Here is a 24,331-nt window from a genome sequence, read left to right as displayed (position 1 = left end):
CCACTCTCCATTCGGGTGATCCGTCATGGCCGAACGTCCGGTTTTTCCCAAAGATTTCCTGTGGGGCGCCTCCACCTCCGCCTATCAGATCGAGGGCGGGGCCGAGGCCGACGGGCGGGCGCCCAGCATCTGGGACACCTTCTGCAAGCTGAAGGGCCGCGTCGACAACGGCGAGAGCGGCGACGTCGCCTGCGACCATTACCACCTGATGCCGCAGGATGTGGGCCTGATGGCGGATCTGGGCTTGCAGGCCTACCGCTTCTCCGTCTCCTGGCCCAGGGTGCTGCCGCGCGGGCGGGGGGCGCCGAACGGGAAGGGGCTGGATTTCTACGACCGGCTGATCGACCGGCTGCTGGAAAAGGGGATCGAGCCCTGGCTCTGCCTCTATCACTGGGATCTGCCGCAGGCCTTGCAGGATCTGGGCGGCTGGAGCACGCGGGACGGTGTGGGCTGGTTCGAGGATTATGCGGCGCTGTGCGCCCGGCGCTATGGCGATCGGGTGAAGCGCTGGGCCACCTTCAACGAGTTTTCGGTCTTCACCCTGTTCGGCTGGGCCTTCGGCTGGGGGGCGCCCAGCATCGCCGACCGTGCCGCCCACCTGAAGACGATCCACCACGTCAACCTCGCCCATGGCGCCGGGGTGGACGTGCTGCGCGCGCTGGTGCCGGGGGCCTCCATCGGCGCGGTGCACAGCGTCCAGCCGATGCGGCCGGAAACCGACAAGTCGGAGGATGTCGAGGCGGCGGCCCTGTTCGACGAGCATTGGAACCGCGCCTTCCCCGATGCGCAGTTGCTGGCCCACTATCCGCGCCGCATCGCCGAAGTCATCGAGCCCTATGTGCAGCCCGGCGACATGGCGCGCATCGCCCGGCCGGTGGACTGGTTCGGGCTGAATCATTACGCGCCGGTCTATGGTCGCCGGGACGACAGCCTGATCTGGGGCTTCGGCTTCGGGTCACCGCCGCCGGGGATGAAGCGGACGGCCATCGACTGGCCCTATGACCCCGGCTGTTTCCGCGAGACGCTTGTCGACCTGACCCGGCGTTACCGGTTGCCGATCTACGTGACGGAGAACGGCTACGGCACCAAGGCGGCGGAGACGCCCGACGCCGAGGGGCGCGTGGTCGATGCGGAGCGGCTGGCCTATTTGCAGGCCTACATCGCTGCAATGGCGGAGGCGAAGGGGCTGGGTGCCGACGTGCGCGGATACTTCGTCTGGTCGCTGCTGGACAATTTCGAATGGGGCGGCGGGTACGGCACGCGCTTCGGCATCGTCCGGGTCGATTTTGAAACCCAGGCGCGGATCCCGAAGGAGTCCGCGCGCTGGTACTCGCAGTTGATCCGGGGGGCGTAATGCCCTCTCCCGCCCCGGGAGAGGGAGGGGACCCACGAAGTGGGGAGGGTGAGGGTTAGGTCAAGAATCACGGAGCGCATGGTTCCTTGCGCCACCCCTCACCCTTCCCATGCTCCGCATGGGCCCCTTCCCTCTCCCGGGACGGGAGAGGGAGATTCTCCGCCCGCCTTACTTCAGAAACGGCAGGTTCAGGCCCTGCTCCTTGGCGCACTCGATGGCGATGTCATAGCCGGCGTCGGCGTGGCGCATCACGCCGGTGGCCGGGTCGTTCCACAGCACGCGCTCGATCCGCTTGGCCGCCGCGTCGCTGCCGTCGCAGACGATGACCATGCCCGAATGCTGCGAGAAGCCCATGCCAACGCCGCCGCCATGGTGCAGGCTGACCCAGGTCGCCCCGCTGGCGGTGTTCAGCAGCGCGTTCAGCAGCGGCCAGTCCGACACGGCGTCGGAGCCGTCCTTCATCGCCTCGGTCTCGCGGTTCGGGCTGGCGACCGAGCCGCTGTCGAGATGGTCGCGGCCGATGACGATGGGGGCCTTCAGCTCGCCCGACTTCACCATCTCGTTGAAGGCGAGGCCCAGGCGGTGGCGCTGCCCCAGGCCAACCCAGCAGATGCGCGCCGGCAGGCCCTGGAACTGGATGCGCTTGGCCGCCATGTCGAGCCAGTTGTGCAGGTGCGGATCGTCGGGGATCAGCTCCTTCACCTTGGCGTCGGTCTTGCGGATGTCCTCCGGATCGCCGGACAGCGCCGCCCAGCGGAACGGGCCGATGCCGCGGCAGAACAGCGGGCGGATATAGGCGGGGACGAAGCCAGGGAAGTCGAAGGCGTTCTCCAACCCCTCCTCCTTCGCCATCTGGCGGATGTTGTTGCCGTAATCGACGGTCGGGATGCCCATGGCGTGGAAGGCCAGCATGGCTTCGACCTGCACGCGCATCGACTTGCGGGCGGCGGCGGCAACGGCGGCCGGCTGGCTTTCGCGGGCGCTCTCCCACTCTTCCAGCGTCCAGCCCTGCGGCAGATAGCCGTTCACCGGATCATGGGCGGAGGTCTGGTCGGTGACGATGTGCGGCCGGGCATTGATGTCGGTGCCGGCGCGGCGCGCCAGTTCCGGGAAGACGTCAGCGGCGTTGCCGAGCAGGCCGACGGAGATCGCCTCGCCCTTCGCACAGGCCTCGTTGATCCAGGCCAGCGCCTCGTCGAGGTCGGCGGTGTGACGGTCGAGGTAGCCGGTGCGGATGCGCATCTCGATGCTGCTGGGGCGGCATTCCACCGCCAGCATGCAGGCGCCGGCCATGGTGGCGGCCAGCGGCTGAGCGCCGCCCATGCCGCCGAGACCGCCGGTCAGGATCCACTTGCCCTTCAGGTCGCCGTTGTAGTGCTGGCGTCCGGCCTCGACGAAGGTCTCGTAGGTGCCCTGCACGATGCCCTGGCTGCCGATGTAGATCCAGCTGCCGGCGGTCATCTGGCCGTACATCGCCAGACCCTTGCGGTCCAGCTCGTTGAAATGCTCCCAGGTCGCCCAGCGCGGCACGAGGTTGGAGTTGGCGATCAGCACGCGCGGCGCGTCGGCATGGGTGCGGAAGACGCCGACCGGCTTGCCCGACTGCACCAACAGGGTCTCGTCGTCGTTGAGAGTCTTCAGCGCCGAGACGATGCGGTCGAAGCTCTCCCAGTCGCGGGCGGCGCGGCCGATGCCGCCATAGACGACCAGTTCCTGCGGCCGTTCGGCGACGTCGGGGTCGAGGTTGTTCATCAGCATGCGCATCGGCGCCTCGGCGAGCCAGCTCTTGCAGCTCAGTTCGGGGCCGTGCGGGGCACGGATGACGCGCTGGTTGTCGAGGCGGGATGACATGGGTGGATGGCTCCTGGTGGGAGGGTGAAGGTTAGGAAAGGTGCTGTTGCCCCCTCCCCGACCCTCCCCCGCTTCGCGGGAGAGGGAGTTGAGCGCGGGAGTGGCGGCAGTCCCCTCTCCCGCCGAAAGGCGGGGGAGGGTTAGGGAGGGGGCCGCGGGCGAGAACCTTTAAGGCGGCGGCAACTGGAACCGTGCCCCCAGCCGATACCGGCTGCCGGGATGCACCAGCATCGCCACCGTCACCACCCTCCCCTGCACCCACGTCCGGCGGGTAACGCGCAGGCAGGGTTCGGTGACGGGGATGTCGAGCAGCCGGGCGATTTCCGCCGTCGGCGATACCGCTTCGATGACGTGCTCCACCTGCGGCGAGGACTCCAGCCGGATCAGGTACTCGCCGGGCGTCTGGCGGGTGAAGTCCTGGTCCAGATAGTCGGGCGCCACCGCCGGATTGACCCAGCGTTCCTCAAGCTGCACCGGCACATCGCTTTCGCTGTGGACGACGATGGAATGGAACAGCTTGGCCCCGACCGGCAGGTTGAAGCGGCGGGCCAGACCGGCATCGGCGGCATCCGCGAGCAATTGCTCCACCCGGCAGGAATGGAGGTTGCCGCGCTCGGCGATCTCGTCGGCGATGCTGCGCAGTTCCACCACGTCGGTGCTGGGCGGCCGTTCGGCGACGAAGGTGCCCAGCCCCTGCACGCGGGTCAGCAGCCCCTCGTCGGTCAGGTCGCGCAGCGCGCGGTGGACCGTCATGCGGCTGACCGAGAATTCCTCCAGCAGCTTGTGCTCCGACGGGATCTGGAAGCCTTCGGGCCAGTCGCCGGAGCTGATCCGGCGGCGGATGGCTTCCTTGATCTGGGCGTAGCGCGGTTGCGCGGTGGAGATGGTGTCGCTCATGAGGCCTCCATGCGGGGGCTGCGGACCACGCCGCCATTCACTACCGCCATGCAGGGGTTGAGGCCGATGGCGTAGGCCAGTTCCGCCGGATGCTCGATGCGCCAGACCGCCAGATCGGCGCGCATGCCGGGCGCGATGACACCGCGGTCGGCCAGCCCCAGCGCCTTCGCCGCATGGCGGGTGATGCCGGCCAGCGCCTCCGCCGGGGTCAGCCGGAAGAAGGTGCAGCCCATCGACAGCATCAGCAGCAGCGAGGTCACCGGCGAGGTGCCGGGGTTATTGTCGGTGGACAGCGCCATCGGCACGCCATGGCGGCGCAGCAGGTCGATCGGCGGCAGCCTGGTCTCGCGCAGGGCGTAGAAGGCGCCGGGCAGCAGCACCGCCACCGTGCCTGCCTTGGCCATGGCGACGACGCCCTCCTCGTCCAGATGCTCGATATGGTCGGCCGACAGCCCGCCGAACTCCGCCACCAGCCGGGCGCCGCCGAGATTGCTCAGCTGTTCGGCATGCAGCTTCACCGGCAAGCCGAGCCGCTTCGCCGTCTCGAACACCCGGCGGGTCTGGGCGACCGAGAAGCCGATCCCTTCGCAGAAGGCGTCCACCGCATCGGCCAGCCCGGCTTCGGCGATGGCCGGCAGCGTCTCGGCGCAGACGCGGTCGATGTAGCCGTCGGGGTCGCCCTTGAACTCCGGCGGCAGGGCATGGGCGCCGAGGTAGGTGGTGCGGATCTCCACCGGGCGGACCTGGGCCAGCCGGCGGGCGACGCACAGCATGCGAGTTTCGGTTTCGGTGTCGAGGCCATAGCCGGACTTCACCTCCACCGTCGTCACGCCTTCGGCAAGCAGGCTGTCCAGCCGCGGCAGGCAGGCTGCCAGAAGCTGGTCCTCGCTGGCGGCGCGGGTGGCGGTGACGGTGGACAGGATGCCGCCGCCGGCCCGCGCGATCTCCTCATAGGTGGCGCCGTTCAGCCGCATCTCGAACTCGCGGGCGCGGTTGCCGCCATAGACGAGGTGGGTGTGGCAGTCGATCAGGCCGGGAGTCATCCAGCCGCCCTGCCCCGAATGCACCTCGGTCGCCAACGCCTCCGGCTCATCGGTCAGATCGGCGCGCGGACCGACATAAGCGATACGGCCATCCTTGATGCCAACCGCGGCGTCGACGATGGCGCCGTAGCCGTCAGCATCACCCATCGTGGTTACGGACAGATCGATCCACAGGGAATCCCACGGCGCGCTGGTCGGCATCGGTTCGGCTCCTTCCTACAAGTTTGTACCGCAACCCCCTTGGCAGCAGGTTGCCTATACTTGTATAGTGTTGTCTATAATAGCGAGGGCGCCCTCATGAGCAACCTGTTTTTTGCCTCGGCGCTGCTGCCGGACGGCTGGGCGGAGGATGTGCTGGTCACGACGGACCAGCGCGGCCGGATCGTCTCGGCGATGCCCAATGCCGCCTGCCCGGCCGATGCGGAGCGCTTCGCCGGGGCGGCGGTCGCCGGCATCGCCAACCTGCATTCCCACGCCCATCAACGCGCCATCGCCGGCATGGGCGAAAGCTCCGGCGAGGGGTCGGACAGCTTCTGGAGCTGGCGCGAGGTGATGTACCGGGCGCTCGACCGTATGGAGCCGGAGGATTTCGAGGCGGTCGCCACCCAGCTCTATGTGGAGACTCTGAAGGCCGGCTTCACCGCCATCGCCGAATTCCATTACCTGCACCACGACCGCGACGGGCGCGCCTACGCCGACCCGGCGGAGATGAGCCACCGCGCCATCGCCGCCGCGCGGACCGCCGGGCTGCCGATCACGCTGCTGCCGGTGCTGTACAACGCGTCGGGCTTCGGCGGCACGCCACCGACCGCCGGGCAGCGGCGCTTCATCCATGACGGGGCAGGGTTCGACCGGCTGACCACGGCCCTGCGCAGCACCTATGGCGAATCCTCCGACGTGCAACTTGGCATCGCCCCGCATTCGCTGCGCGCCGTGCCGGACGGGTTGTTGACCGAGACTGTCGCCGCCAACCCGCAAGGCCCGATCCACATCCACATCGCCGAGCAGCGCCGGGAGGTCGAGGACTGCCTCGCCTTCCGCAGCCGCCGCCCGGTGGAGCATCTGCTCGACACCCAGCCGGTCGATGGCCGCTGGTCCCTGATCCACGCCACCCACATGACCGCAGCGGAGGTGGCGGGCGTCGCCGCCAGCGGTGCGGTCGCCGGGCTTTGCCTGACCACCGAGGCCAATCTCGGCGACGGCTTCTTCGCCGCCGACTCCTACATGGCGCAGGGCGGCCGCTGGGGCATCGGCTCCGACAGCCACATCTCCGTCAGCCCGGTGGAAGAACTGCGCTGGCTGGAATACGGCGCGCGGCTGACCAGCGAACGGCGCACCGTGCTGGCCGGCGGCCCCCGCCGCTCCACCGCCCGCCGGCTGGTGGAGGACGCCCAGTCCGGCGGGGCGCAGGCGACCGGGTTCGACTCCGGGCGCATCGCCGCCGGCCTCCGCGCCGATATCGTCGTGCTCGACACCGATCACCCGCTGCTGGCGGCCCGCAAAGGCGATGCGCTGCTGGACGGCTGGATTTTCGCCGGCAACGCCCCCCTCGTGCGCGATGTGGTGATCGCCGGACGCGCAATCGTCCGCGACCGCCGCCACCCGCAGGAGGAGGAGATCGCCGACCGCTTCAAAAAGACACTTGGGAGACTTCTGGGATGAGCGAGAGCATCACTCTGGTTCCGGGCGCGCTGTCGCTCGACACGTTGCGCAGCATCTACCGTGGCCGTCCGGCCCTGACGCTCGACCCGGCGGCCTATCCGCGGATGGAGCGCTCGCGCGCCCTGATCGACAAGATCGCCGGCGGCGACGAGGCGGTCTATGGCGTCAACACCGGCTTCGGCAAGCTGGCGCACACCCACATCGCCGCGGCGGATCTGGAAACGCTCCAGCGCAACCTGATCCTGTCGCACGCCACCGGCGTCGGCGCCCCGCTGGCCGATGGCGTGGTGCGGCTGATCCTGGTCATCAAGGCGGTCAGCCTCGCGGTCGGCGCCTCGGGCGTGCGGCCGGCGTTGGTCGATGCGCTGCTGAAGCTGTATGAGGCAGACGTGCTGCCGGTGGTGCCGGGCAAGGGCTCCGTCGGCGCTTCGGGCGATCTGGCGCCGCTCGCCCATCTCTGCGGTGTGCTGCTCGGCATCGGCCATGTCCGGGTGAAGGGCGAGACCCTGCCGGCGGAAGAGGGGCTGCGCATCGCCGGTCTGCCGGTTTTCGACCTGAAGGCCAAGGAAGGGTTGGCGCTGATCAACGGCACCCAGGTGTCGACCGGTCTGGCGCTCGCCGGGTTGTTCGAAATCGAGCGCACCTTCAAGGCGGCGCTGGTCGCCGGTGCCTTGTCGGTCGAGGCGGTCAAGGGAAGCCACCGTCCGTTCGACGCCCGCATCAGCGCGCTGCGCGGCCAACCGGGCCAGATCGCCGTCGCCGCCGCCTTCCGCGAGGTGCTGGCCGACAGCGAGCTGAACGCCAGCCACCAGGGCCCCGACTGCCACCGGGTGCAGGACCCCTACAGCCTGCGCTGCCAGCCGCAGGTGATGGGCGCGGTGCTGGACCAGATGCGGCAGGCGGCGCGCACGCTGGTGATCGAGGCCAACGGCGTCACCGACAACCCGCTGGTTCTGGTCGACACCGACGAGGTGCTGTCCGGCGGCAACTTCCATGCGGAGCCGGTGGCGATGGCCGCCGACCAACTCGCCATCGCCGCGTCGGAGATCGGCGCGCTGGCCGAACGCCGCATCGCCATGCTGATCGACACCACCATCAGCGGCCTGCCGCCGTTTCTGGTGGCGGAACCGGGCCTGAATTCCGGCTTCATGATCGCCCATGTCACCGCCGCCGCCCTGGCGTCGGAGAACAAGTCGCTCGCCCACCCCGCCAGCGTTGACAGCCTGCCGACCTCCGCCAACCAGGAGGACCATGTTAGCATGGCGACCTTCGCGGCCCGGCGTCTCGGCGACATCGCCGGCAACGTCGCCGACATCGTCGGTATAGAGCTTTTGGCCGCGATTCAGGGGCTGGAGTTCCATCGTCCGCTGAAGACCGCCGACCGGCTGGAGCAGGCCATCGCCACCATCCGCACCGACGTGCCGCGTTACGAGGTCGACCGCTACTTCGCCCCGGATCTGGCCGCCATCGGCGCCCTGGTGCGCAACGGTGCGCTTGACCATCTGATGCCGGTGGAACTGGAGACCGCACAATGAGCGACACCATCTTCGATCTGGAGCGAGGCGACGGGCCGCTAGTCGTCAGCATGCCCCATTGCGGCACCGAACTCTCCCCCGGTCTGGCCGGGCGGCTGACGGAGGAGGCGCTGACCCTGCGCGACACCGACTGGCACATCCCGCGCCTCTACGGCTTCGCCAAGGATATGGGCGCCACACTGCTCAGCGCCCGCTATTCCCGCTATGTCGTCGATCTCAACCGGGCCTCGACCGGCGAGAGCCTCTATCCCGGACAGGCGACCACCGGCCTGTGTCCGGATGTGCTGTTCGACGGCACGCCGCTCTACCGCGACGGACAGGTTCCCGACGCGGCAGAAGTGGCGCAGCGGGTCGAAGGCTATTGGCGGCCCTACCACGATGCGCTGGCGGCGGAACTGGAGCGGGTGAAGGCGCGGCATGGCTACGCCCTGCTCTATGACGCCCACTCGATCCGCAGCCATGTGCCGCGCCTGTTCGATGGGCGGCTGCCCGACCTGAATCTGGGAACGGCGCGCGGCACCAGCGTCGATCCGCAGTTGGCCGCCCGCGTGGTCGCGGCGATGGAAAGTGCTTCGGCGGCGGAGGGGCTGACCTGCGTCACCAACGGCCGCTTCGTCGGCGGCCACATCACCCGCCAGTACGGCCGCCCGGCGGACGGCATCCACGCCATCCAGATGGAACTGGCGCAGGACCGTTACATGGACGAGGAAGCGCCGCCCTTCGCCTATTGCCCCGACCGGGCTGAAAAGCTGCAGCGGGTGCTGACGGCGGTGCTGGACGCCTTCGCCGGCTGGCGGCCGGTGCAGGGCTGATCCGTATCGGGGGCGGGGAACCGCCCCCATGCGCCTCGCGTTCCTCTGCGGCGCCCCTTGTTGCGGCGCAGGATGCAGAGGACCGACGTTGAGCGACATCATCGAACAGAGCGGGGAACAGAGCGGCATCGAGAATCCGGGCGGCGGCATCGGCTATGGCGGAAACCCGGTTCCCGCCATCCTCCAGCCCACCCTGACCGCCGTCGATGCGCTGGACGCGCAGGTCCACGACATCGTCACCTGCGATCCCGGCCCGGTCAGCCATGCTCTGGCGACCGCGGGCCATTACGCCATAAAGCGGCATGTGCTGATCCCCGGCTTCGCCATCGCCGGCCTCGTCGGGCTGCTGACCGGTCAACCGGATCTGCGCCGCGCCGGCAGCGTCGGCGTGGCCGGTCTGGTGGTGACTGCGACCGCCAGTCGCTCGATCAAACGCTATGTGAAGCGTCGGCGTCCGGATGAATGCGCCCCGCGCCGCAAACCGGGATGGCGCATCAGCGCGCGGTCGCTGCCGTCGGGACATGCGGCGAGCGCCTTCGCCGCGGCGACGGCGCTCGCCACCGTCAGCCGGTCGCCCGCGCAAAGCCTGATGATCTATGGAACGGCGGCGGCGCTTGCCGGCGGACGGGTGGTCCGGCATAGGCACTGGGCGTCCGACGTGCTGGCCGGCGCGCTGCTGGGAACGGCGGTCACTCTGTTGGCGCGGCGCCTGCTGGCGCGCTGAGCCGCTATTTCTTGGGCAGTGGCAAGGCGGCCTGCGCCGGCTTGGCCGAATCGGCGAGCCGCTTGGCGCGCTTGTTGCGGACCTCCGCCACCTCCCCCGCCTTCAGCGGCACGAAACCGTCGGGCCGCATGGCGTTGCCGACGATCTGCTTGAGCAGGTCGATGTTGGTGGTCTGCACCCGGCGGCCACGGCGGACCTGATCCAGGAACTTCTGCGACGGGGTCAGCACATAGTCGATGGCATCGATGCGCTTGCCAACCTTGGTGTATTCCTTGTCGGCGACGTCTAGGATCCCCTCCTCCACCAGCGCGTCGACGGCGGAGGTCACCACCCGCAGCGTATCGCGGCGGCGCGACCACTCGTTCATGCCGCTGTTCTTGATGATCTCGTCGGCGCTGATCGAGATCGGCTTCGCCTCGTCGTCGGCGGTGTCGTATTCGATCGACAGGCGGTTGTAGAGCCAGCGCGACACCGGCGACTTCAGCTTCATCAGCCAGGCGTAGGAGACCGGCTTGAACTCCAGATCGCGGATGGCGGCGGAGACCAGCGGATTGAATTCCAGATAGGTCTCTTCGACCCCGCCATCCTCGTCGACCAGATCCGGGCGCGAGCGGATCGCCAGCACCGGGAAGGCGGTGGATTCCAGCAGGTTCTGCCCGCGGCTCTTCTTCCCCGGCTCGGCGCTGCCGCCGGTGGAGATGATGATGCGCGACCGCGCAAGGATGGTCAGGGATTCGCGGATGTCCTGGATCGACAGGGTGTGGTTGACCGCCCGCAGCTCCCGCTGGATCTCGTAGAGGCTGAAGCGCATCTGCACCTTGTCGCGGTTCTCGCCGGTCAGCGACAGGCGCGAGCGGTCCATGGCGAGGCGGCGGACGACCTGCTCAACCACCTGTTCGCGCTCCGACGGGAAGATCTCGACTTCGACCAGATCCGGCCCGGTGCCGGGGACGCGGTCGTCCTTCTTCGCGGTGCTGAGCCGGTCGATACGGGCGGGCTGGACGGTCAGACGATAGTTGCGACCGCGGAAAGCGAACTCGCGCCGCACCGATTTGATGAAGTTGTCCTTGGTGACCAGCTCGCCCTTGTCCTTGGCGGCCTTTTCCTTGTCATTGTCGCGGGAGACGAAGACGAAGCGCGGCGCCAGATCGTAGAGCGCGATCAGGTGTGATTGCGAACGGTCTTCCAGCTCGAACAGGATAAGTTGCGCGGCGCTGGTCGGGGCCATCTTGGTCATGAACGTCTCCGAAGGTCGGGAGTAACCATGGCGCGCCGAACCCGCCGGTGCAACAGAACGCGGAGAAATTACCGCATCCGGGATGGAGCGACAGCCCGCGGATATGGCGCAGCACCCCGCGATGATGGAGCAACGGCCCGCGATCATGGAGCGATAGCCCGCGATTGGGCCGCGAGGGCGGTCCTGCTAGCGTGCGTGACGGCGACTCCTTGAAGAATCGGGGAGAATCGGCACCGACGGACCGGCAGGCGGGCTGAGCGGAACCGCGGGCTGCCACTCCATGGCAGGCGGGAGCGGAAGCGAGAGGGGCCGGATTGCTCGCGAATGCCGCTATCCGCGGTCAATCGCGGGCTGTTGCTCCAGGATTGTCCGGGATCGCGGGCGGGCGGCGGGCTCCAAATCGCGGGCAAAGGCTCCAGGACCGCGGCCAAAAGCACCAGGATTCCGATTCGCCGCGGAACCGCGAGCGGATGCTCCATGGTCGCGGGCAGGGGCTTTATGGTCGCGGGCTGTCGCTCACCATGCGCGGGCTACCGCTCCATGGGGTGGTCATGGAGTGCCTGCCCGCGATTCGACTCTGCCATCAACCGCTTCGAATCCTCTGGACCAATCGCGACAGCCAGACATGCGGCCGTCCATGCGTCCAATCTTGCGCGGATGGCGCGGAGGAGTATCGCCACAGATGACCGAGAACAGCACGAACCCGAACCGCTGGGGCCGGATCCCGGCCTGGTGGCTCGACCACCCCGACCTCGACGCCGACGGCCTCGCCGTGTTGGCGGCGCTCAGTACCTACGCCGACGAGGCGGGAGTGTGCTGGCCGTCGCAGGCGACGCTGGCGGCCAAGCTGAAACGCAGCCGGCCCACCGTCAACCGGATCCTGGGCCGGCTGGAGGCGCTCGGGCTGGTCGGCATCGAACACCGCCGCTCGTCCAACGGTGGCCGGCTGAGCTGCCGCTATCGGCTGGCGCTGATCGCCGGAAACACGGCGGAAGAGAAGGCCGGTGATGGTGCAGGGGCGGACAGCCCCGCTGACTCAGCCGCGGACTCCCCCTGTTCAGCAGCGAGTCATGAACAGCCTGAACCAGAACAGATTCCAGACACGCTCCACCGGCGTGCGGACGACGGGATGGCACCAGTGGCCGAGGCGGTTCCGCAGGACTGGACGCCACCGACCGCCGACCGCGAGTGGGCTGCAAGTCGCTTCCCCGACCTAGACGTCGATGGGCATGCCGAGCGCTTCGTCCAGCAATGCCGGGCCCATGGCTACCGCTACCGCGATCCGGCGGCGGCATGGCGGTCCTGGCTGTTACAGGACGCTGGGCGTATGGCGCCACAGCTCGCGGGAACAGTCCGCGGATCGGTCAACCGCGGTGCCCGCACTGCTTCCCGCACATCACCACCCGCTGCCGCCGCGAATGCGGAACAGCGCCTGTCGGCCTGGGCCAGCGTTGCCGCGCGCCTGAACGCCGGACAATCGGCCACGCCCGCCAATCCCTGGGGGATCGCATGAGCAACCTGCACCCGTTCCCAGCAGCCCCCGCCGCTCCGCCCAGCCTGCCGCTGCCCTTCGATCCGGCGATGACCCCGGCCCTGCGCAGCCGGATGCTGCGCGAAGCATTGCCGGAGCCGCTGCAACGGCTGCTCGACCGCGGGCAGGTCGGGCGTCACAGCCGCTTCACCGAGGATGGCTTTGCCGATGTGGTGGAGGACTGGACGCCTCCCGACGGGGTGACGCCGCGCCATGCCGCACTCGCCAGCATGGCGCTTGCGGAGATCGACGAAACCATCCTGGCGCCGGCATCTGCCAACCATCTGCTGGGTCGCGTGCTGGCGCTGCTCAGCCATTTCCCGGCGAAGGCGACGACGCCGGAGGTGGAGCAATTGCTCGCGATGGATTGGGCGGACGATCTGGGGGAGTTTCCGGCCTGGGCCATCGATCAGGCGGCCCGCCGCTGGCGACGCACCCGCAAATGGCGGCCGAGCATCGCCGAGATCCGCGCGCTGTGCGAGGAGGCCTGTGCCGCCGAACGGGCTCTGGCCGAACGGTTGCGTGCCATCGCCCTAGCTGGGGAAAGGGCCGGCGAGCGAACCGGGGAGTTGGGCGGCGGAGCCGGTGCCGTGCGTCCGGTACTGGCGTCGGCTATGCGTCGTATGCGATGATGAGGACGGTTTCTGTCTTAACTCGTACTTCTGTGGCAGGGGTGACACCCTGTACCGGCGGTGCGAAGCTAAGACATGTCTTAGATTTGCGCCACGGCTCGGCTTTGGTAAAAGGGGCCGACAGCCGATGGCGATAAGGGGCATGGGAATGAGCAACGACACGGGACACGGGCCGGTGAAGCGCTTGCTGGTCAATGGCCCGAAGGGCGGGATCGGCAAGACGACGCTCAGCCGCAACATCGCGGTGGCCGCCGCGCTCGACGGTTGCGCGGTGGCGACGCTGGACCTCGATCCGCAGCGCAGCCTGACCAAGTGGTTCGCCAAGCGTCCGGACGGCATGGCCTCCATCACCCATTTCGAGGCCGGCATGACGCCCGTCGACATCCGGGCGGCGCTGGACGGCATCGCGGGCTTCGATCTTCTGGTCATCGACACGCCGCCGTCGATCGAGGACCATCCGGAGGAGTTCAAGCTGCTGGCGCTGTCGTCGGACCTGATCGTGGTCCCGACCGGGCAGAGCGACGACGACCTGGATTCCGTCCGGCCCTGGATGCGCTTCGTCCGCCGCTATGGCAAGAACGCCGCCTTCGTCATGAACCGCGTCAAGCCGCGGACCCGCGGCTTCACCGAGGCGCAGCGCAAGCTGTTGGGCGACGGCCGGATCTGTCCGGTCGAGGTGCCGGATTACGAGGATATCCAGTTCACCGCCGGCCGCGGACTCGGCCTGCTGGAGCTGAAGGGGGGCAAGGGCGCCGAGCATGTCGCCGGCGTCTGGGCCTTCGTCCGCCACGAACTGGAGCTGGCGCAATGAGCGGGTTCAAGCAGGTTTCCAAGGCCCAGGCCCGTCGCCACATCGCGGTGGACGAGCGGATCGAACGCATGTCGGAGGCGACGGTTGACCTCGTCCGGCGCGAGGAGTTCGTCCAGGAAATCTCCACCCTCTGGCGGAGCGCGCAGGAGAAGTTCCTGCTGATCGGCCGCTATCTGGTCCAGGCGCGGGCGCGGCTGCCGCATGGCGAGTTCCAGGCGATGGTCGAGAACGAGCTGCCCTTCGGCTATCAGGTCGCCTATCAGCTGCGCATGGTGGCGGAGGCGGTGGACAGCGGGCGCCTGCCCGGACCGAAGCTGCCGCCGAGCTACGCCACCGTCTACCAGCTCGCCACCCTGACCAGCGAGCAGCTGCGGCTGGCCGACCAGCGCAACCTGATCCGTCCCGACGTCACCCGGCCGGAGATCGTCCGCTTCAAGCGTGACCTGCGGAACAAGGCGATCGACCACGTCAGCCGCCGCGAGGCGCTGGAGGCGGAGCGCGACCGGCTGCGCGAACGGCTGGCGGTTCTGGAGGCGGAACTGGCGACGCTGGCCGACGAGGACTGAGAACGGCCGGCGATGACGGTGCGGCGTGCGATGATCCGGGACGGGGATGGGTGAGGCATGCTGGACCTGAAATCGCTGGAGATCTTCATCTGGACGATGCGGCTCGGCGGGTTCCGTCGGGCGGCGGAGCGGTTGAACACCACCCAGCCGGCCGTCTCCGCCCGCATCGCCCAGCTTCAGGACGAATTGGGCGTCACCCTGTTCGAACGGGTCGGCCGGCGGGTGGCGCCGACACCGCAGGCGATGGTCCTGCTGACCTATGCCGAGAAGATGATGGCGCTGAGGTCGGAGCTGCTGACCGCGGTCGCGGACCGCAGCGCCATCCGCGGTGTCATCCGCCTTGGCGTGGCGGAGACGGTGGTCCACACCTGGCTCAGCCAGCTGATCGAACGGCTGAACGCCCTCTACCCTGCCGTATCGCTGGAAATCGAGGTCGAAACCTCCCCCAGCCTGCGCGATGCGCTTGCCCGGCATGAGCTGGACGTGGCGGTGATGCTGGCTTCCTACACCGACATGCGGTTCAGGACGATCCCCGTCGGCAATTACCCGCTGGGCTGGGTGGCCAGTCCGGCGCTGTCGCTGCCGGCGGAGCCGGTGTCGCTGGCAGATCTGGCGGCTTGGCCGATCATCACCTTTTCCCGCACCACCCAGCCCTATGGCGTGATCCGCGAGATGTTCTCGTCCATCGGCCTGCCGGTGCGGATGTTCGGCAACAGCTCGCTCGCCAGCGTCGTGCGGATGGCGGTGGATGCCGTCGGCGTCAGCGTCATCCCCACCGTCATCGTCCAGCGCGAACTGGCGGAAGGCCGGCTGCGGCTGATCCGGTCGCAGGCACCGCTGCCCGGCATGACCTTCTGCGCCGCCCATTCCGCCACGGCGGAGAACCATATGGCGTCGGTCGTCGCCGATCTCGCGGCCGAGGTGGCCGCAAATTACGAGGCGACGACGGGCAACGAGGCGCCCCAGGCCGCGGAGTGATCGGCGCGGATTAGCAAGCGATTGATCGTCGCTGCTTATCAATCCAGATCAAAACATACGATTGGACGGACACAAGACTGTTCGTGTCATCATCCTTGTCAGAGGCGCAACCGAACAGCCACAAAGGCACGCGCCAAAAGCCACCAAGGCACTGAACAGAGGAGATTTCACGATGCGGTTCGCGGCAGCGATCACCGACCTCACCCGCACGCCCAAGGGCAAGCTCCCCACCCGCCGGCAGACGATCAAGCGCATGCTTGCGGCGGCGGCCCTGCTGACCACGACCGCGCTGACCGGCGTCGGCTTCGGCGCCTCTCCGGCCCAGGCGGAGGACGAGATCCGCATCGGCGTGATCTATCCGCTGACCGGCGCCGCCGCCTCCACCGGTGTGGAGCTGAAGGCCGCCGCCGAATTGGCCGCCGCCATCATCAACAAGGAAATCCCCGCCCCGCCGGGGCTGATCGCCGGCATCGGCCTGCCGCATCTGCACGGCGCCAAGATCAAGCTGATCTTCGGCGACCATCAGGGCAACCCGCAGGTCGGCGCCACCGAGGCCGAACGCCTCATCACCAGTGAGAAGGTGGTGGCGCTGACCGGCGCCTATTTCTCCAACGTCACCGCCACCGCCAGTCAGGTCGCCGAGCGCTATGGCATCCCCTTTCTGAACGGCGAGTCCTCGTCGGCTTCGCTGACCCAGCGCAAGTTCAAATGGTTCTTCCGCACCACGCCGCATGACGACCTGTTCGTCGGCAACTTCTTCACCTTCCTGCAGGACATGGAGAAGAAGACCGGCGACAAGCTGCGCACCGTCGCGCTGTTCAACGAGAACACGCTGTGGGGCAACGAGACGACCAAGCTGCAGGTGAAGCTGGCCGAGGAGCAGAAGTTCACCATCGCCGAGAAGATCCTCTATCCGGCGAAGACGACGCAGATGACGTCGGAGGTGCAGCGGATCAAGGCAGCCGCCCCGGCGGTCATCATGCAGTCCAGCTATCTCGGCGACGCCATCCTGTCGATGAAGACCTACAAGGAGCTGGGCTTCTCGCCGAAGATGCTGCTGGCCAACGACGCCGGCTTCAACGACAGCGAGTTCCTGAAGACCATGGGCAAGGATGGCGAGTTCGTCATCAGCCGCGAGGTCTGGGCGCTCGATCAGGCGGAGCGCAATCCGCTGATCAAACAGGTCAACGACCTGATGCACCAGCGCACCGGCGTGAATTTCAACGGCAACTCCGCCCGCGCCTTCACCGGCATAGCCGTGCTGGCCGACGCGCTCGACCGGGCCGGCTCGACCAAGCCCGACGCGATCCGCGAGGCGCTTCAGAAGACCGACATCCCGGCCAGCGGCCTGATCATGCCGTGGAAGGGCGTGAAGTTCGACGCCAACGGCCAGAACGAACTGGGCCAGGGCATCATCGTTCAGGTGCAGGGCGGCCAGTATGTGACGGTGTGGCCGTTCGACGTGGCGACCAAGCCGGTCGTCTACCCGATGCCGGCCTGGGACGGCCGCTGAGGCGACGTTTTTTCGTTGGAGCTTTGGCGGGGAGGTATCCCGCCCGCCAAAGCTCCTCCGGCCCACCCTGACCGCAAAAGGGGCGCGGCAATGACCGCAGACATTCTCATCCAAGTGCTCGTCTCGGGCCTGCTGATCGGGCTGATCTATGCCCTGGTTGCGGTGGGTCTGACGCTGATCTTCGGCGTGATGGACATCGTCAATTTCGCCCATGGCGAATTCCTGATGCTGGGCATGTATGCCAGTTTCTGGGCCTTCGCCCTCTTCGCCATCGACCCCATCGTCGCTCTGCCGCTGACCGCGCTGCTGCTGTTCGCGGTGGGCGTCATCGTCTACCAGACGGTGATCCGCCGCATCCTGAAGGCGCCGATGCTGTCGCAGATCTTCGCGACCTTCGGCCTGATGATCCTGCTGCGCGGACTGGCGCAGTTCTTCTGGAAGCCCGACCATCGGCTGATCCCGCACAGCCTGGTCAGCGGCAACATCGCCCTCGGTCCCGTCCAGTTCGGCCTGCCGCAGTTCGTGGCGGCGCTGGGGGCGGTCGGCGTCACCGGCGCCTTGTGGATGTTCCTGCACCGCACCCGGCTCGGCACCGCGCTGGAGGCCACTGCCATCGACCGTGAGGCGGCGACCCTGATGGGCATCGACGGGCAGAAGATGTTCGCCCTTGCCTGGGGCATCGGCGCCGCCTGCGCCGGTCTGGCCGGCGGTCTGATCGCCACCTTCTTCCCGATCTTCCCGGAGGTGGGGTCGAACTTCATCCTGATCGCCTTCGTGGTGGTCGTGCTGGGCGGCTTCGGCAGCGTCACCGGCGCCTTCCTGGCCGGGATCATCGTCGGACTGATCGAGGTGCTGGGCGGCTTCCTGATCGGCCCGGAATACAAGACCGCCATCGTGCTGTCGCTGCTGCTGATCGTGCTGCTGGTGCGTCCGCGCGGCCTGCTGGGGAAAGCCTGATGACGACTGGAACCACTCTCTCACGCAAGGCGCCCGTCTCGCGCAAAGCAATGGGCACCGGCGCCCTGCTGGCGCTTGCCGCCGTGCTGCCGCTGGCGATCACCGAACCGTCGCAGCAGAACTTCCTGATCCTGATCCTGATGGGCGCCCAGATGGGTGTCGCCTGGAACATCGTCGGCGGCTATGCCGGCCAGGTCTCGCTCGGCCATGCGGTGTTCTACGGCATCGGCGCCTACACCTCGACCATGCTGCTGCTGACGCTGGGGATCAGCCCCTGGATCGGAGCGGTGGCCGGCGGGCTGGTGGCGGCGCTGTTCGCGCTCGCCATGGGCTGGCCCTGCTTCCGGCTGAAGGGGCATTATTTCGCCATGGCGACCATCGCGGTGGCGGAGATCATGCAGATCCTGGTCACCAACAGCGACTTCCTGGAGGGTGCCGTCGGCCTCTATCTGCCGATGGACCGCAGCGGCTGGACCTGGCTGATCTTCCTGTCCAAGCTGCCCTACTACTACATCATCCTCGGCCTGCTGGTGCTGACGGTGCTGGTCTCCTGGGCGATCGAGCGCAGCCACATCGGCTATTATTTCCGCGCCATCAAGGACGAGCCGGAGGCGGCACGCGCGCTGGGCGTCAGCCTGACCCGGTACAAGCTGATCGCGCTGTCGGTGTCGGCATTCCTGACCGCGATGGGCGGTAGCTTCTACGCCCAGAAGGAGATGTTCATCGATCCGGGCTCGGTCCTGGCCACAACGATCTCGATCAAGATCGCGCTGATCGCCATCCTGGGCGGGGTGGGCCGGCTGATGGGGCCGGTGCTGGGCGCCGTCATCCTCATCACCATCGAGGAATACAGCCGCACCCTGTTCGGCAGCACCGGGTCCGGCACCGACATGATCATCTACGCCGCCATGATCATCCTGGTCGCCGTGTTCAGCCCGTCCGGCGTGCTGGGCCTGCTGGGCGACCTGCGTCGCCACCTGCCGGGCGCCAAGCCCGCCGCCAAGTCCGAGGGCGTGAAGGCCGAGAAGATGGAGGTCCGCCCGTGAACACCGCTCCCCTGCTTGCCGTGGACGGCCTGGGCAAGGCCTTCGACGGACTGATCGCCAACCGCGACATCAGCTTCATCGTTCATCATGGCGAGATCATCGGGCTGATCGGCCCGAACGGCGCCGGCAAGACCACGCTGTTCAACTGCCTCGCCGGCTTCCACACCCCCACCACCGGCCGCATCGCCTTCGAAGGGCACGACATCACCGGCTCGACGCCGGAGGCCGCGGCGGCGCTGGGCATCGCCCGCACCTTCCAGATCGTCCGCGTCTTCCAGTCGATGACCGCGCTGGAGAACGTCATGGTCGGCGCCATGCTGCGCAACAAGCGGGTGGCCGAAGCCCGCGACCGGGCGGAGGAGGAACTGGCCTTCGTCGGCCTGTCGCACCGCGCCGATACCCCGGCGTCCGACCTGACGGTGTCGGAACAGAAGCGGCTGGAGGTCGCCCGCGCGCTCGCCACCGAACCGAAGCTGATCCTGCTGGACGAGGTGATGGCCGGGCTGAATCCCACCGAGGTGCGCGAGGCGTCGCAACTGGTCCACCGCATCCACCAGCGCGGCATCGCCAGCATCATCGTCGAACATGTGATGGAGGGCATCATGCCCATCGCCCACCGGATGCTTGTGCTGGATTATGGTGCCAAGATCGCCGATGGCACCCCGGCCGAGATCGCCGAGAACCCGGCGGTGATCGCCGCCTATCTGGGGGAGTGAGACGATGCTCCAACCGACGCTGTCCGAACCCATCCGCCCCGTCGCCGTCGCCGTCGCGCCGCAGGGCGAGGCGATGCTGCAGGTCCGCAACATCCAGTCCAGCTACCGCCGCGTCCCGGCCATCCGCGACATCAGCCTGACCCTGAACCGGGGGGAGATCGTCGCGCTGGTCGGCGGCAACGGCAACGGCAAGTCCACCACGCTGCGCGCCGTCGCCGGGCTGAACGCTCTCGATGGCGGATCGGTCCTGCTGAAGGGCCAGGACATCTCCGCCGTGCCGGCCCATGAACGGGTGAAGCGCGGGCTGGTACTGGTGCCTGAAGGCCGCCGGCTGTTTCCCCGCCTGACGGTGGAACAGAACCTGATGCTGGGCGGCTTCACCACCAGCGATGCGGCCAAGCGCGAGCAAACGCTCCAGTTCGCCTACGACACCTTCACCGTGCTGGGCGAGCGGCGGAAACAGCAGGCCGGCACCCTGTCCGGCGGCGAGCAGCAGATGCTGGCGATGTGCCGCGGGCTGATGAGCCAGCCCGACCTGCTGATGCTGGACGAACCGTCCTGGGGCGTCGCGCCCAAGCTGGTGACCCGCATCTTCGAGACCATCCAGCTGATCCGCCGTCGCGGCATCACCGTGCTGCTGGTCGAACAGAACGTCCACCGCGCGCTGGAGATCGCCGACCGCGGCTATGTCATCCAGACCGGCCGCGTCGTGATGGAAGGCAGCGGCCACGACCTGCTGGGCAATGACGAGGTGCGGCAGGCGTATCTGGGCATGTGAGAGAAGTCGGCTTCGATTGCCCCCTCCCCAACCCTCCCCCGCTTCGCGGGAGAGGGTGCCTTATGCGAAGCGGCGGCAGTCCCCTCCACCGCCAAAGGCGGGGGAGGGTTAGGGAGGGGGCACAGCACTTTTCCCCACCTGCACAATTCCACAAACACCAAATCCCCGGATCATCCCCATGACCACACCCTTCCTCACCGCCGCCGCCGAACGCCTGCGCATCCGCAGCGGCGCCAACAGCGGCCAGACCGCCGGGCTGGCTCCCGGCCATGTGCAGGCCAACCTCGCCATCCTGCCGGCGGATTGGGCCGGCGACTTCCTGCGCTTCTGCCAGGCAAACCCGCGGCCCTGCCCGCTGCTGGCGGTGTCGGAGGTCGGCGACCCGCGCCTGCCGACGCTGGGCCACGACATCGACATCCGCACCGACGTGCCGCGCTACCGGGTCTATCGCGACGGCGTGCTGGCGAACGAGCCGACCGACATCACCGACCTGTGGCAGGATGATTTCGTCGCCTTCCTGATCGGCTGCTCTTTCTCCTTCGAGGAGGCGCTGTTGGCCGACGGGCTGCCGGTTCGCCACATCGCGATGAACCGCAATGTGCCGATGTACGAGACCAACATCGCCTGCACGCCTGCCGGCCGCTTCGGCGGCACCATGGTGGTGTCGATGCGGCCGATGGTGCCGAAGGACGCCATCCGCGCCATCCAGATCACCTCGCGCTTCCCGTCGGTGCATGGTGCGCCGGTACATTTCGGCGACCCGGCCGCCATCGGCATCCGCGACATCGCCGATCCCGAACATGGCGAGGCGGTTCCGATCGAACCCGGTGAGGTACCGGTCTTCTGGGCCTGCGGGGTGACGCCACAGGTCGCGATCCGCAACGCTCGTCCGCCGACCGCCATCACCCACAGCCCCGGCGCCATGCTGATCACCGACCTGCTGAACACGCACCTGTCGGTGCTCTGAGCGCTCTCTTTCTCTCCCTTTCAAATTCCAGCAACACCGGCCGCTGCGCGGGCACTCCGCCACGCGCGGCAACAGTGGAGGCTTGCCCGATGCCGCGTCCGTTCCCCTCCCGCCTGCTGTCCTCGTCCCTTCTCGCCGTCGGCCTGCTGGCCGTTGCCGGGCCGGCCTCGGCCGACCAGTTGCGCATGGTGGCGCTCAGCTTTCCGCCGCTGATCTACGACGACGGCGGCAAGCCGGCCGGCATCGCCTATGACATCGTGACGGAGGCGATGAAGGCCTCCGGCCACAGTGTGTCGGTGGAGATCATGCCGTGGGCGCGTGCGCTGGACACCGTGCGCGAGGGCGGGGCGGACGCCATCTTCACCGCCTACAAGACGCCGGAGCGCGAGCAGTTCCTGAACTACTCCACCCAGGTGCTGGTGCCGCAGGTGGTGTCGCTGTTCGTGGCGAAGGACAGCCCCGTCAGCTTCGACGGCGACCTGTCCAAGCTGGCCGATCGCAAGTTCGGCGTCGTCAACCAGATCAGCTATGGCTCCATCGTCGACGACGCGATCAAGAACGGCGTGCTGCCGGCGGTGGAAAAGTCGAACGACAGCGACAGCAACGTGAAGAAGCTGGTCTCCGGCCGCTTCGAGGTGATGCCCAGCAACCGCTATGTCGCGCAGTATTTCCTGAAGCAGGCCGGCGCGCTGGACAAGGTGAAGGAACTGACCCCGGCGGTGCAGGACATCCCCAGCTACATCGCCTTCACCAAGGCGCGCGACACCACCAAGCTGCGCGACGAGTTCGACAAGGGCGTCGCGGCGATGAAGGCCAGCGGCGCCTACCAGCAGATCCTGGACAAATACGCCCGCTGAAAAATGCCCGCTGAGTGGCGGGCGTCTTCCCCCTTCGACCAGACTTCGAGAAGCCGCCATGAGCGTGACCACTTCGTTTCCGGCGCCCGTTCTGCGGCCGGCCGGGGACAGCGCCCTGATCGTCGAGTTGGGCGACGGCATCGCCCAGGATTTGAACGCCGCCGTCCATCGGCTCGACCGCCGCATCGCCGACGCCGGCCTTCCCGGCATTGTAGAGACGGTACCGACATACCGCTCGATCCTGGTGCAGTTCGACCCGGCGGTGACGGCGGCGGAACCGCTGGGCCAAGCTCTGCTCGGGCTGGCGGCGGAACTGACGCAGGCCGCGGCCGAACCGCAACTGCGCTGGATCGTGCCGGCCTGTTTCGGCGGCCGGCATGGCGAGGATCTGGACGATGTGGCCCGCCGATCGGGATTGAGCACCGAGGAGGTGGTGCGGTTGCACTGCACCGCCGACTACCGGGTCTATATGCTGGGCTTTTCCCCCGGCTTTGCCTATCTCGGCGGGCTGCCGGAGATGCTGCACCAGCCGCGGCGCGAGAACCCGCGCATGGTCACCCCGGCGGGCAGCGTCATGCAGGGCGGGGCGCAGGCGGCGATTTCCCCCATCGTCATGCCCAGCGGCTGGCATCTGCTGGGCCGCACCCCGGCAAAGACCTTCGATCTTAGACGGGACCCACCCTTCCTGCTGGCGCCGGGCGACCGTATCCGCTTCACCGCGATCAGTGCCGCCGAGTTCGACCGGCTGGACGGACTCAGCGGCTATCTGCCCGACTGCGAGACGGTGACCGCACCCGCCTCCCTGCTGCAGGGAGCCGCCGCATGACCAGCCATCTTCGTGTCGTGGCCGCCGGCCCCAGCTCCACCATCCAGGACCGCGGGCGGGTCGGGTATCAGCGCTATGGTGTCTCAGTCGCCGGGGCGGCCGATCCGCTGCTGCATGCGGTCGCCAACGCCCTGGTCGGCAACCGGCCGGGGGCGGGGGCGGTGGAGTTCACCCTGGCCGGCGACAGCGTCGTGGTGGAAGGCGGGCCGGTGCGCATCGCCGTCGCCGCCGATGCCGAACTCACGGTCGATGGCGAGCCGGTGCCGGCCTGGACCAGCCTGCGCCTGACCGACGGACAGACTCTGCGCATCGGCGCCCTGCGCAGTGGCATGCGCGGCTATTGGGCGGTGGAGGGCGGTTTCGCGCTTCAGCCGGTGCTGGGCAGCGTCGCCACCCACATACGCAGCCGTATGGGCGGGCTGGACGGCGGTGCGCTGAAGGCTGGCGACCGCCTTCCGCTTGCCCTGGATCACGCAGCGGACCGGGGGGAGCGCTGCCTCGACCCGTCGCTGTTGCCGGCGCGCGGCAAACGGCTGCGCGTCATGCTGGGCCCGCAGCAGGACTACTTCATCCCGGCCGGCATCGAAGCCTTCCTGGAGGAGGACTACACCGTCAGCCACGAGGCCGACCGCATGGGCTGCCGGCTGGACGGCCCGGTGATCGAGCATGCCCGCGGCTTCAACATCACCTCCGATGGCATCCCCTTGGGTGCCGTGCAGGTGCCGGGCACCGGGCGTCCCATCGTGCTGCTGGCCGACCGCCAGACCACCGGCGGCTATCCGAAGATCGCCTGCGTCGTCGGCCCGGACGTTGCGGCGCTGGCGCAGATGCGGCCGGGCGAGCGGCTGCGCTTCACCCCCGTCGACGCGGCCGAGGCCGGACGCATCCAGGCCCGCCATCGCGAGATGGTGGACGGCCTGCCGGCGCTCCTGCAATCGGCCGGCGGCTTCGCGCTGTACGACAGCGGCCGGCTGCTCGGCTTCAACCTGATCGGCGGCGCCGTCACCGGCTGGGACTGATCCCGCCCCTTTCCGTCAT

General features: G+C 68.2%; 23 protein-coding genes. 19 read left to right on the top strand and 4 right to left on the bottom strand.

Annotation, left to right across the window (positions count from 1 at the left end):
- The first annotated feature begins 25 nt into the window (after positions 1-25).
- Positions 26-1,354 carry a GH1 family beta-glucosidase gene (locus tag M5E06_RS24030; RefSeq protein ID WP_252140349.1) on the top strand — a complete coding sequence of 443 codons (1,329 nt, stop codon included), beginning with the start codon at positions 26-28 and terminating at the stop codon, positions 1,352-1,354.
- A gap of 168 nt (positions 1,355-1,522) precedes the next feature.
- On the opposite strand, the gene hutU is transcribed toward M5E06_RS24030, so the two are convergent.
- From hutU to hutI, 3 genes are all read right to left on the bottom strand, one after another.
- Positions 1,523-3,205 carry a urocanate hydratase gene (gene hutU, locus M5E06_RS24025; RefSeq protein ID WP_252140348.1) on the bottom strand — a complete coding sequence of 561 codons (1,683 nt, stop codon included), beginning with the start codon at positions 3,203-3,205 and terminating at the stop codon, positions 1,523-1,525.
- Positions 3,206-3,373: 168 nt separating this feature from the next.
- A complete protein-coding gene (gene hutC / locus M5E06_RS24020; RefSeq protein ID WP_252140347.1) occupies positions 3,374-4,102 on the bottom strand; it encodes a histidine utilization transcriptional repressor HutC in 729 nt (242 codons plus the stop codon).
- Entirely contained in the window at positions 4,099-5,346 is a 1,248-nt protein-coding gene (gene hutI / locus M5E06_RS24015) for an imidazolonepropionase (protein WP_252140346.1), read from the bottom strand. Before hutI ends, hutC begins: the two co-directional genes overlap by 4 nt.
- Before the next feature lie 96 nt (positions 5,347-5,442).
- On the opposite strand from hutI, the gene M5E06_RS24010 reads away from it, so the two are divergent.
- From M5E06_RS24010 to M5E06_RS23995, 4 genes are all read left to right on the top strand, one after another.
- Positions 5,443-6,807 (top strand): formimidoylglutamate deiminase, encoded by a 1,365-nt coding sequence (locus M5E06_RS24010; protein WP_252140345.1) that lies wholly within the window; start codon positions 5,443-5,445, stop codon positions 6,805-6,807.
- Positions 6,804-8,342 carry a histidine ammonia-lyase gene (gene hutH, locus M5E06_RS24005; RefSeq protein ID WP_252140344.1) on the top strand — a complete coding sequence of 513 codons (1,539 nt, stop codon included), beginning with the start codon at positions 6,804-6,806 and terminating at the stop codon, positions 8,340-8,342. Before M5E06_RS24010 ends, hutH begins: the two co-directional genes overlap by 4 nt.
- Positions 8,339-9,154: an N-formylglutamate deformylase gene (gene hutG, locus M5E06_RS24000; RefSeq protein ID WP_252140343.1), complete on the top strand. Its 816-nt coding sequence runs from the start codon at positions 8,339-8,341 to the stop codon at positions 9,152-9,154. The genes hutH and hutG overlap by 4 nt, the downstream gene beginning before the upstream one ends.
- Positions 9,155-9,242: 88 nt before the next feature.
- Positions 9,243-9,878 (top strand): phosphatase PAP2 family protein, encoded by a 636-nt coding sequence (locus M5E06_RS23995; protein ID WP_252140342.1) that lies wholly within the window; start codon positions 9,243-9,245, stop codon positions 9,876-9,878.
- A gap of 4 nt (positions 9,879-9,882) precedes the next feature.
- Here the strand turns inward: M5E06_RS23995 and M5E06_RS23990 are convergent, their stop codons facing one another.
- On the bottom strand, positions 9,883-11,115 hold the full coding sequence (locus M5E06_RS23990) for a plasmid replication protein (RefSeq protein WP_252140341.1): 1,233 nt from the start codon (positions 11,113-11,115) through the stop codon (positions 9,883-9,885).
- Between the two features lie 682 nt (positions 11,116-11,797).
- Between M5E06_RS23990 and M5E06_RS23985 the strand changes: the two genes are divergently transcribed.
- From M5E06_RS23985 to M5E06_RS23920, 14 genes are all read left to right on the top strand, one after another.
- Positions 11,798-12,628, top strand: a complete 831-nt coding sequence (locus M5E06_RS23985; RefSeq protein ID WP_252140340.1) for a helix-turn-helix domain-containing protein — start codon at positions 11,798-11,800, stop codon at positions 12,626-12,628.
- Positions 12,625-13,278, top strand: coding sequence for a hypothetical protein (locus M5E06_RS23980; RefSeq protein ID WP_252140339.1), 654 nt, complete (start codon positions 12,625-12,627; stop codon positions 13,276-13,278). Before M5E06_RS23985 ends, M5E06_RS23980 begins: the two co-directional genes overlap by 4 nt.
- 148 nt (positions 13,279-13,426) lie before the next feature.
- The gene (locus tag M5E06_RS23975; protein WP_109151801.1) at positions 13,427-14,089 is read left to right on the top strand and encodes a ParA family protein; all 663 of its coding nucleotides are present in this window, start codon (positions 13,427-13,429) and stop codon (positions 14,087-14,089) included.
- The gene (locus tag M5E06_RS23970; protein ID WP_109151800.1) at positions 14,086-14,655 is read left to right on the top strand and encodes a hypothetical protein; all 570 of its coding nucleotides are present in this window, start codon (positions 14,086-14,088) and stop codon (positions 14,653-14,655) included. Before M5E06_RS23975 ends, M5E06_RS23970 begins: the two co-directional genes overlap by 4 nt.
- Positions 14,656-14,712: 57 nt before the next feature.
- On the top strand, positions 14,713-15,633 hold the full coding sequence (locus M5E06_RS23965; RefSeq protein WP_252140338.1) for a LysR family transcriptional regulator: 921 nt from the start codon (positions 14,713-14,715) through the stop codon (positions 15,631-15,633).
- Between the two features lie 172 nt (positions 15,634-15,805).
- Entirely contained in the window at positions 15,806-17,146 is a 1,341-nt protein-coding gene (locus tag M5E06_RS23960) for an ABC transporter substrate-binding protein (protein ID WP_252140337.1), read from the top strand.
- A gap of 90 nt (positions 17,147-17,236) precedes the next feature.
- Positions 17,237-18,103 (top strand): branched-chain amino acid ABC transporter permease, encoded by an 867-nt coding sequence (locus M5E06_RS23955; protein WP_109151798.1) that lies wholly within the window; start codon positions 17,237-17,239, stop codon positions 18,101-18,103.
- Positions 18,103-19,149: a branched-chain amino acid ABC transporter permease gene (locus M5E06_RS23950; RefSeq protein ID WP_199230864.1), complete on the top strand. Its 1,047-nt coding sequence runs from the start codon at positions 18,103-18,105 to the stop codon at positions 19,147-19,149. Before M5E06_RS23955 ends, M5E06_RS23950 begins: the two co-directional genes overlap by 1 nt.
- Positions 19,146-19,865, top strand: a complete 720-nt coding sequence (locus M5E06_RS23945; protein ID WP_247870719.1) for an ABC transporter ATP-binding protein — start codon at positions 19,146-19,148, stop codon at positions 19,863-19,865. Before M5E06_RS23950 ends, M5E06_RS23945 begins: the two co-directional genes overlap by 4 nt.
- A gap of 4 nt (positions 19,866-19,869) precedes the next feature.
- Positions 19,870-20,643 (top strand): ABC transporter ATP-binding protein, encoded by a 774-nt coding sequence (locus M5E06_RS23940; RefSeq protein WP_252140336.1) that lies wholly within the window; start codon positions 19,870-19,872, stop codon positions 20,641-20,643.
- A 178-nt stretch (positions 20,644-20,821) separates the two neighbouring features.
- Positions 20,822-21,610, top strand: a complete 789-nt coding sequence (locus tag M5E06_RS23935) for a putative hydro-lyase (RefSeq protein WP_252140335.1) — start codon at positions 20,822-20,824, stop codon at positions 21,608-21,610.
- A gap of 89 nt (positions 21,611-21,699) precedes the next feature.
- On the top strand, positions 21,700-22,467 hold the full coding sequence (locus M5E06_RS23930) for a substrate-binding periplasmic protein (protein WP_252140334.1): 768 nt from the start codon (positions 21,700-21,702) through the stop codon (positions 22,465-22,467).
- 58 nt (positions 22,468-22,525) lie between these two features.
- Positions 22,526-23,293 carry a 5-oxoprolinase subunit PxpB gene (gene pxpB, locus M5E06_RS23925; RefSeq protein WP_252140333.1) on the top strand — a complete coding sequence of 256 codons (768 nt, stop codon included), beginning with the start codon at positions 22,526-22,528 and terminating at the stop codon, positions 23,291-23,293.
- Positions 23,290-24,312, top strand: coding sequence for a 5-oxoprolinase subunit C family protein (locus M5E06_RS23920; RefSeq protein ID WP_252140332.1), 1,023 nt, complete (start codon positions 23,290-23,292; stop codon positions 24,310-24,312). The genes pxpB and M5E06_RS23920 overlap by 4 nt, the downstream gene beginning before the upstream one ends.
- Positions 24,313-24,331 lie beyond the last annotated feature (19 nt).

This window comes from Azospirillum sp. A1-3 (assembly GCF_023806445.1).
GTDB lineage: Bacteria > Pseudomonadota > Alphaproteobacteria > Azospirillales > Azospirillaceae > Azospirillum.
Note: the sequence above shows the minus strand (reverse complement) of the source record. Positions and strands in the feature narration are given on the sequence as shown.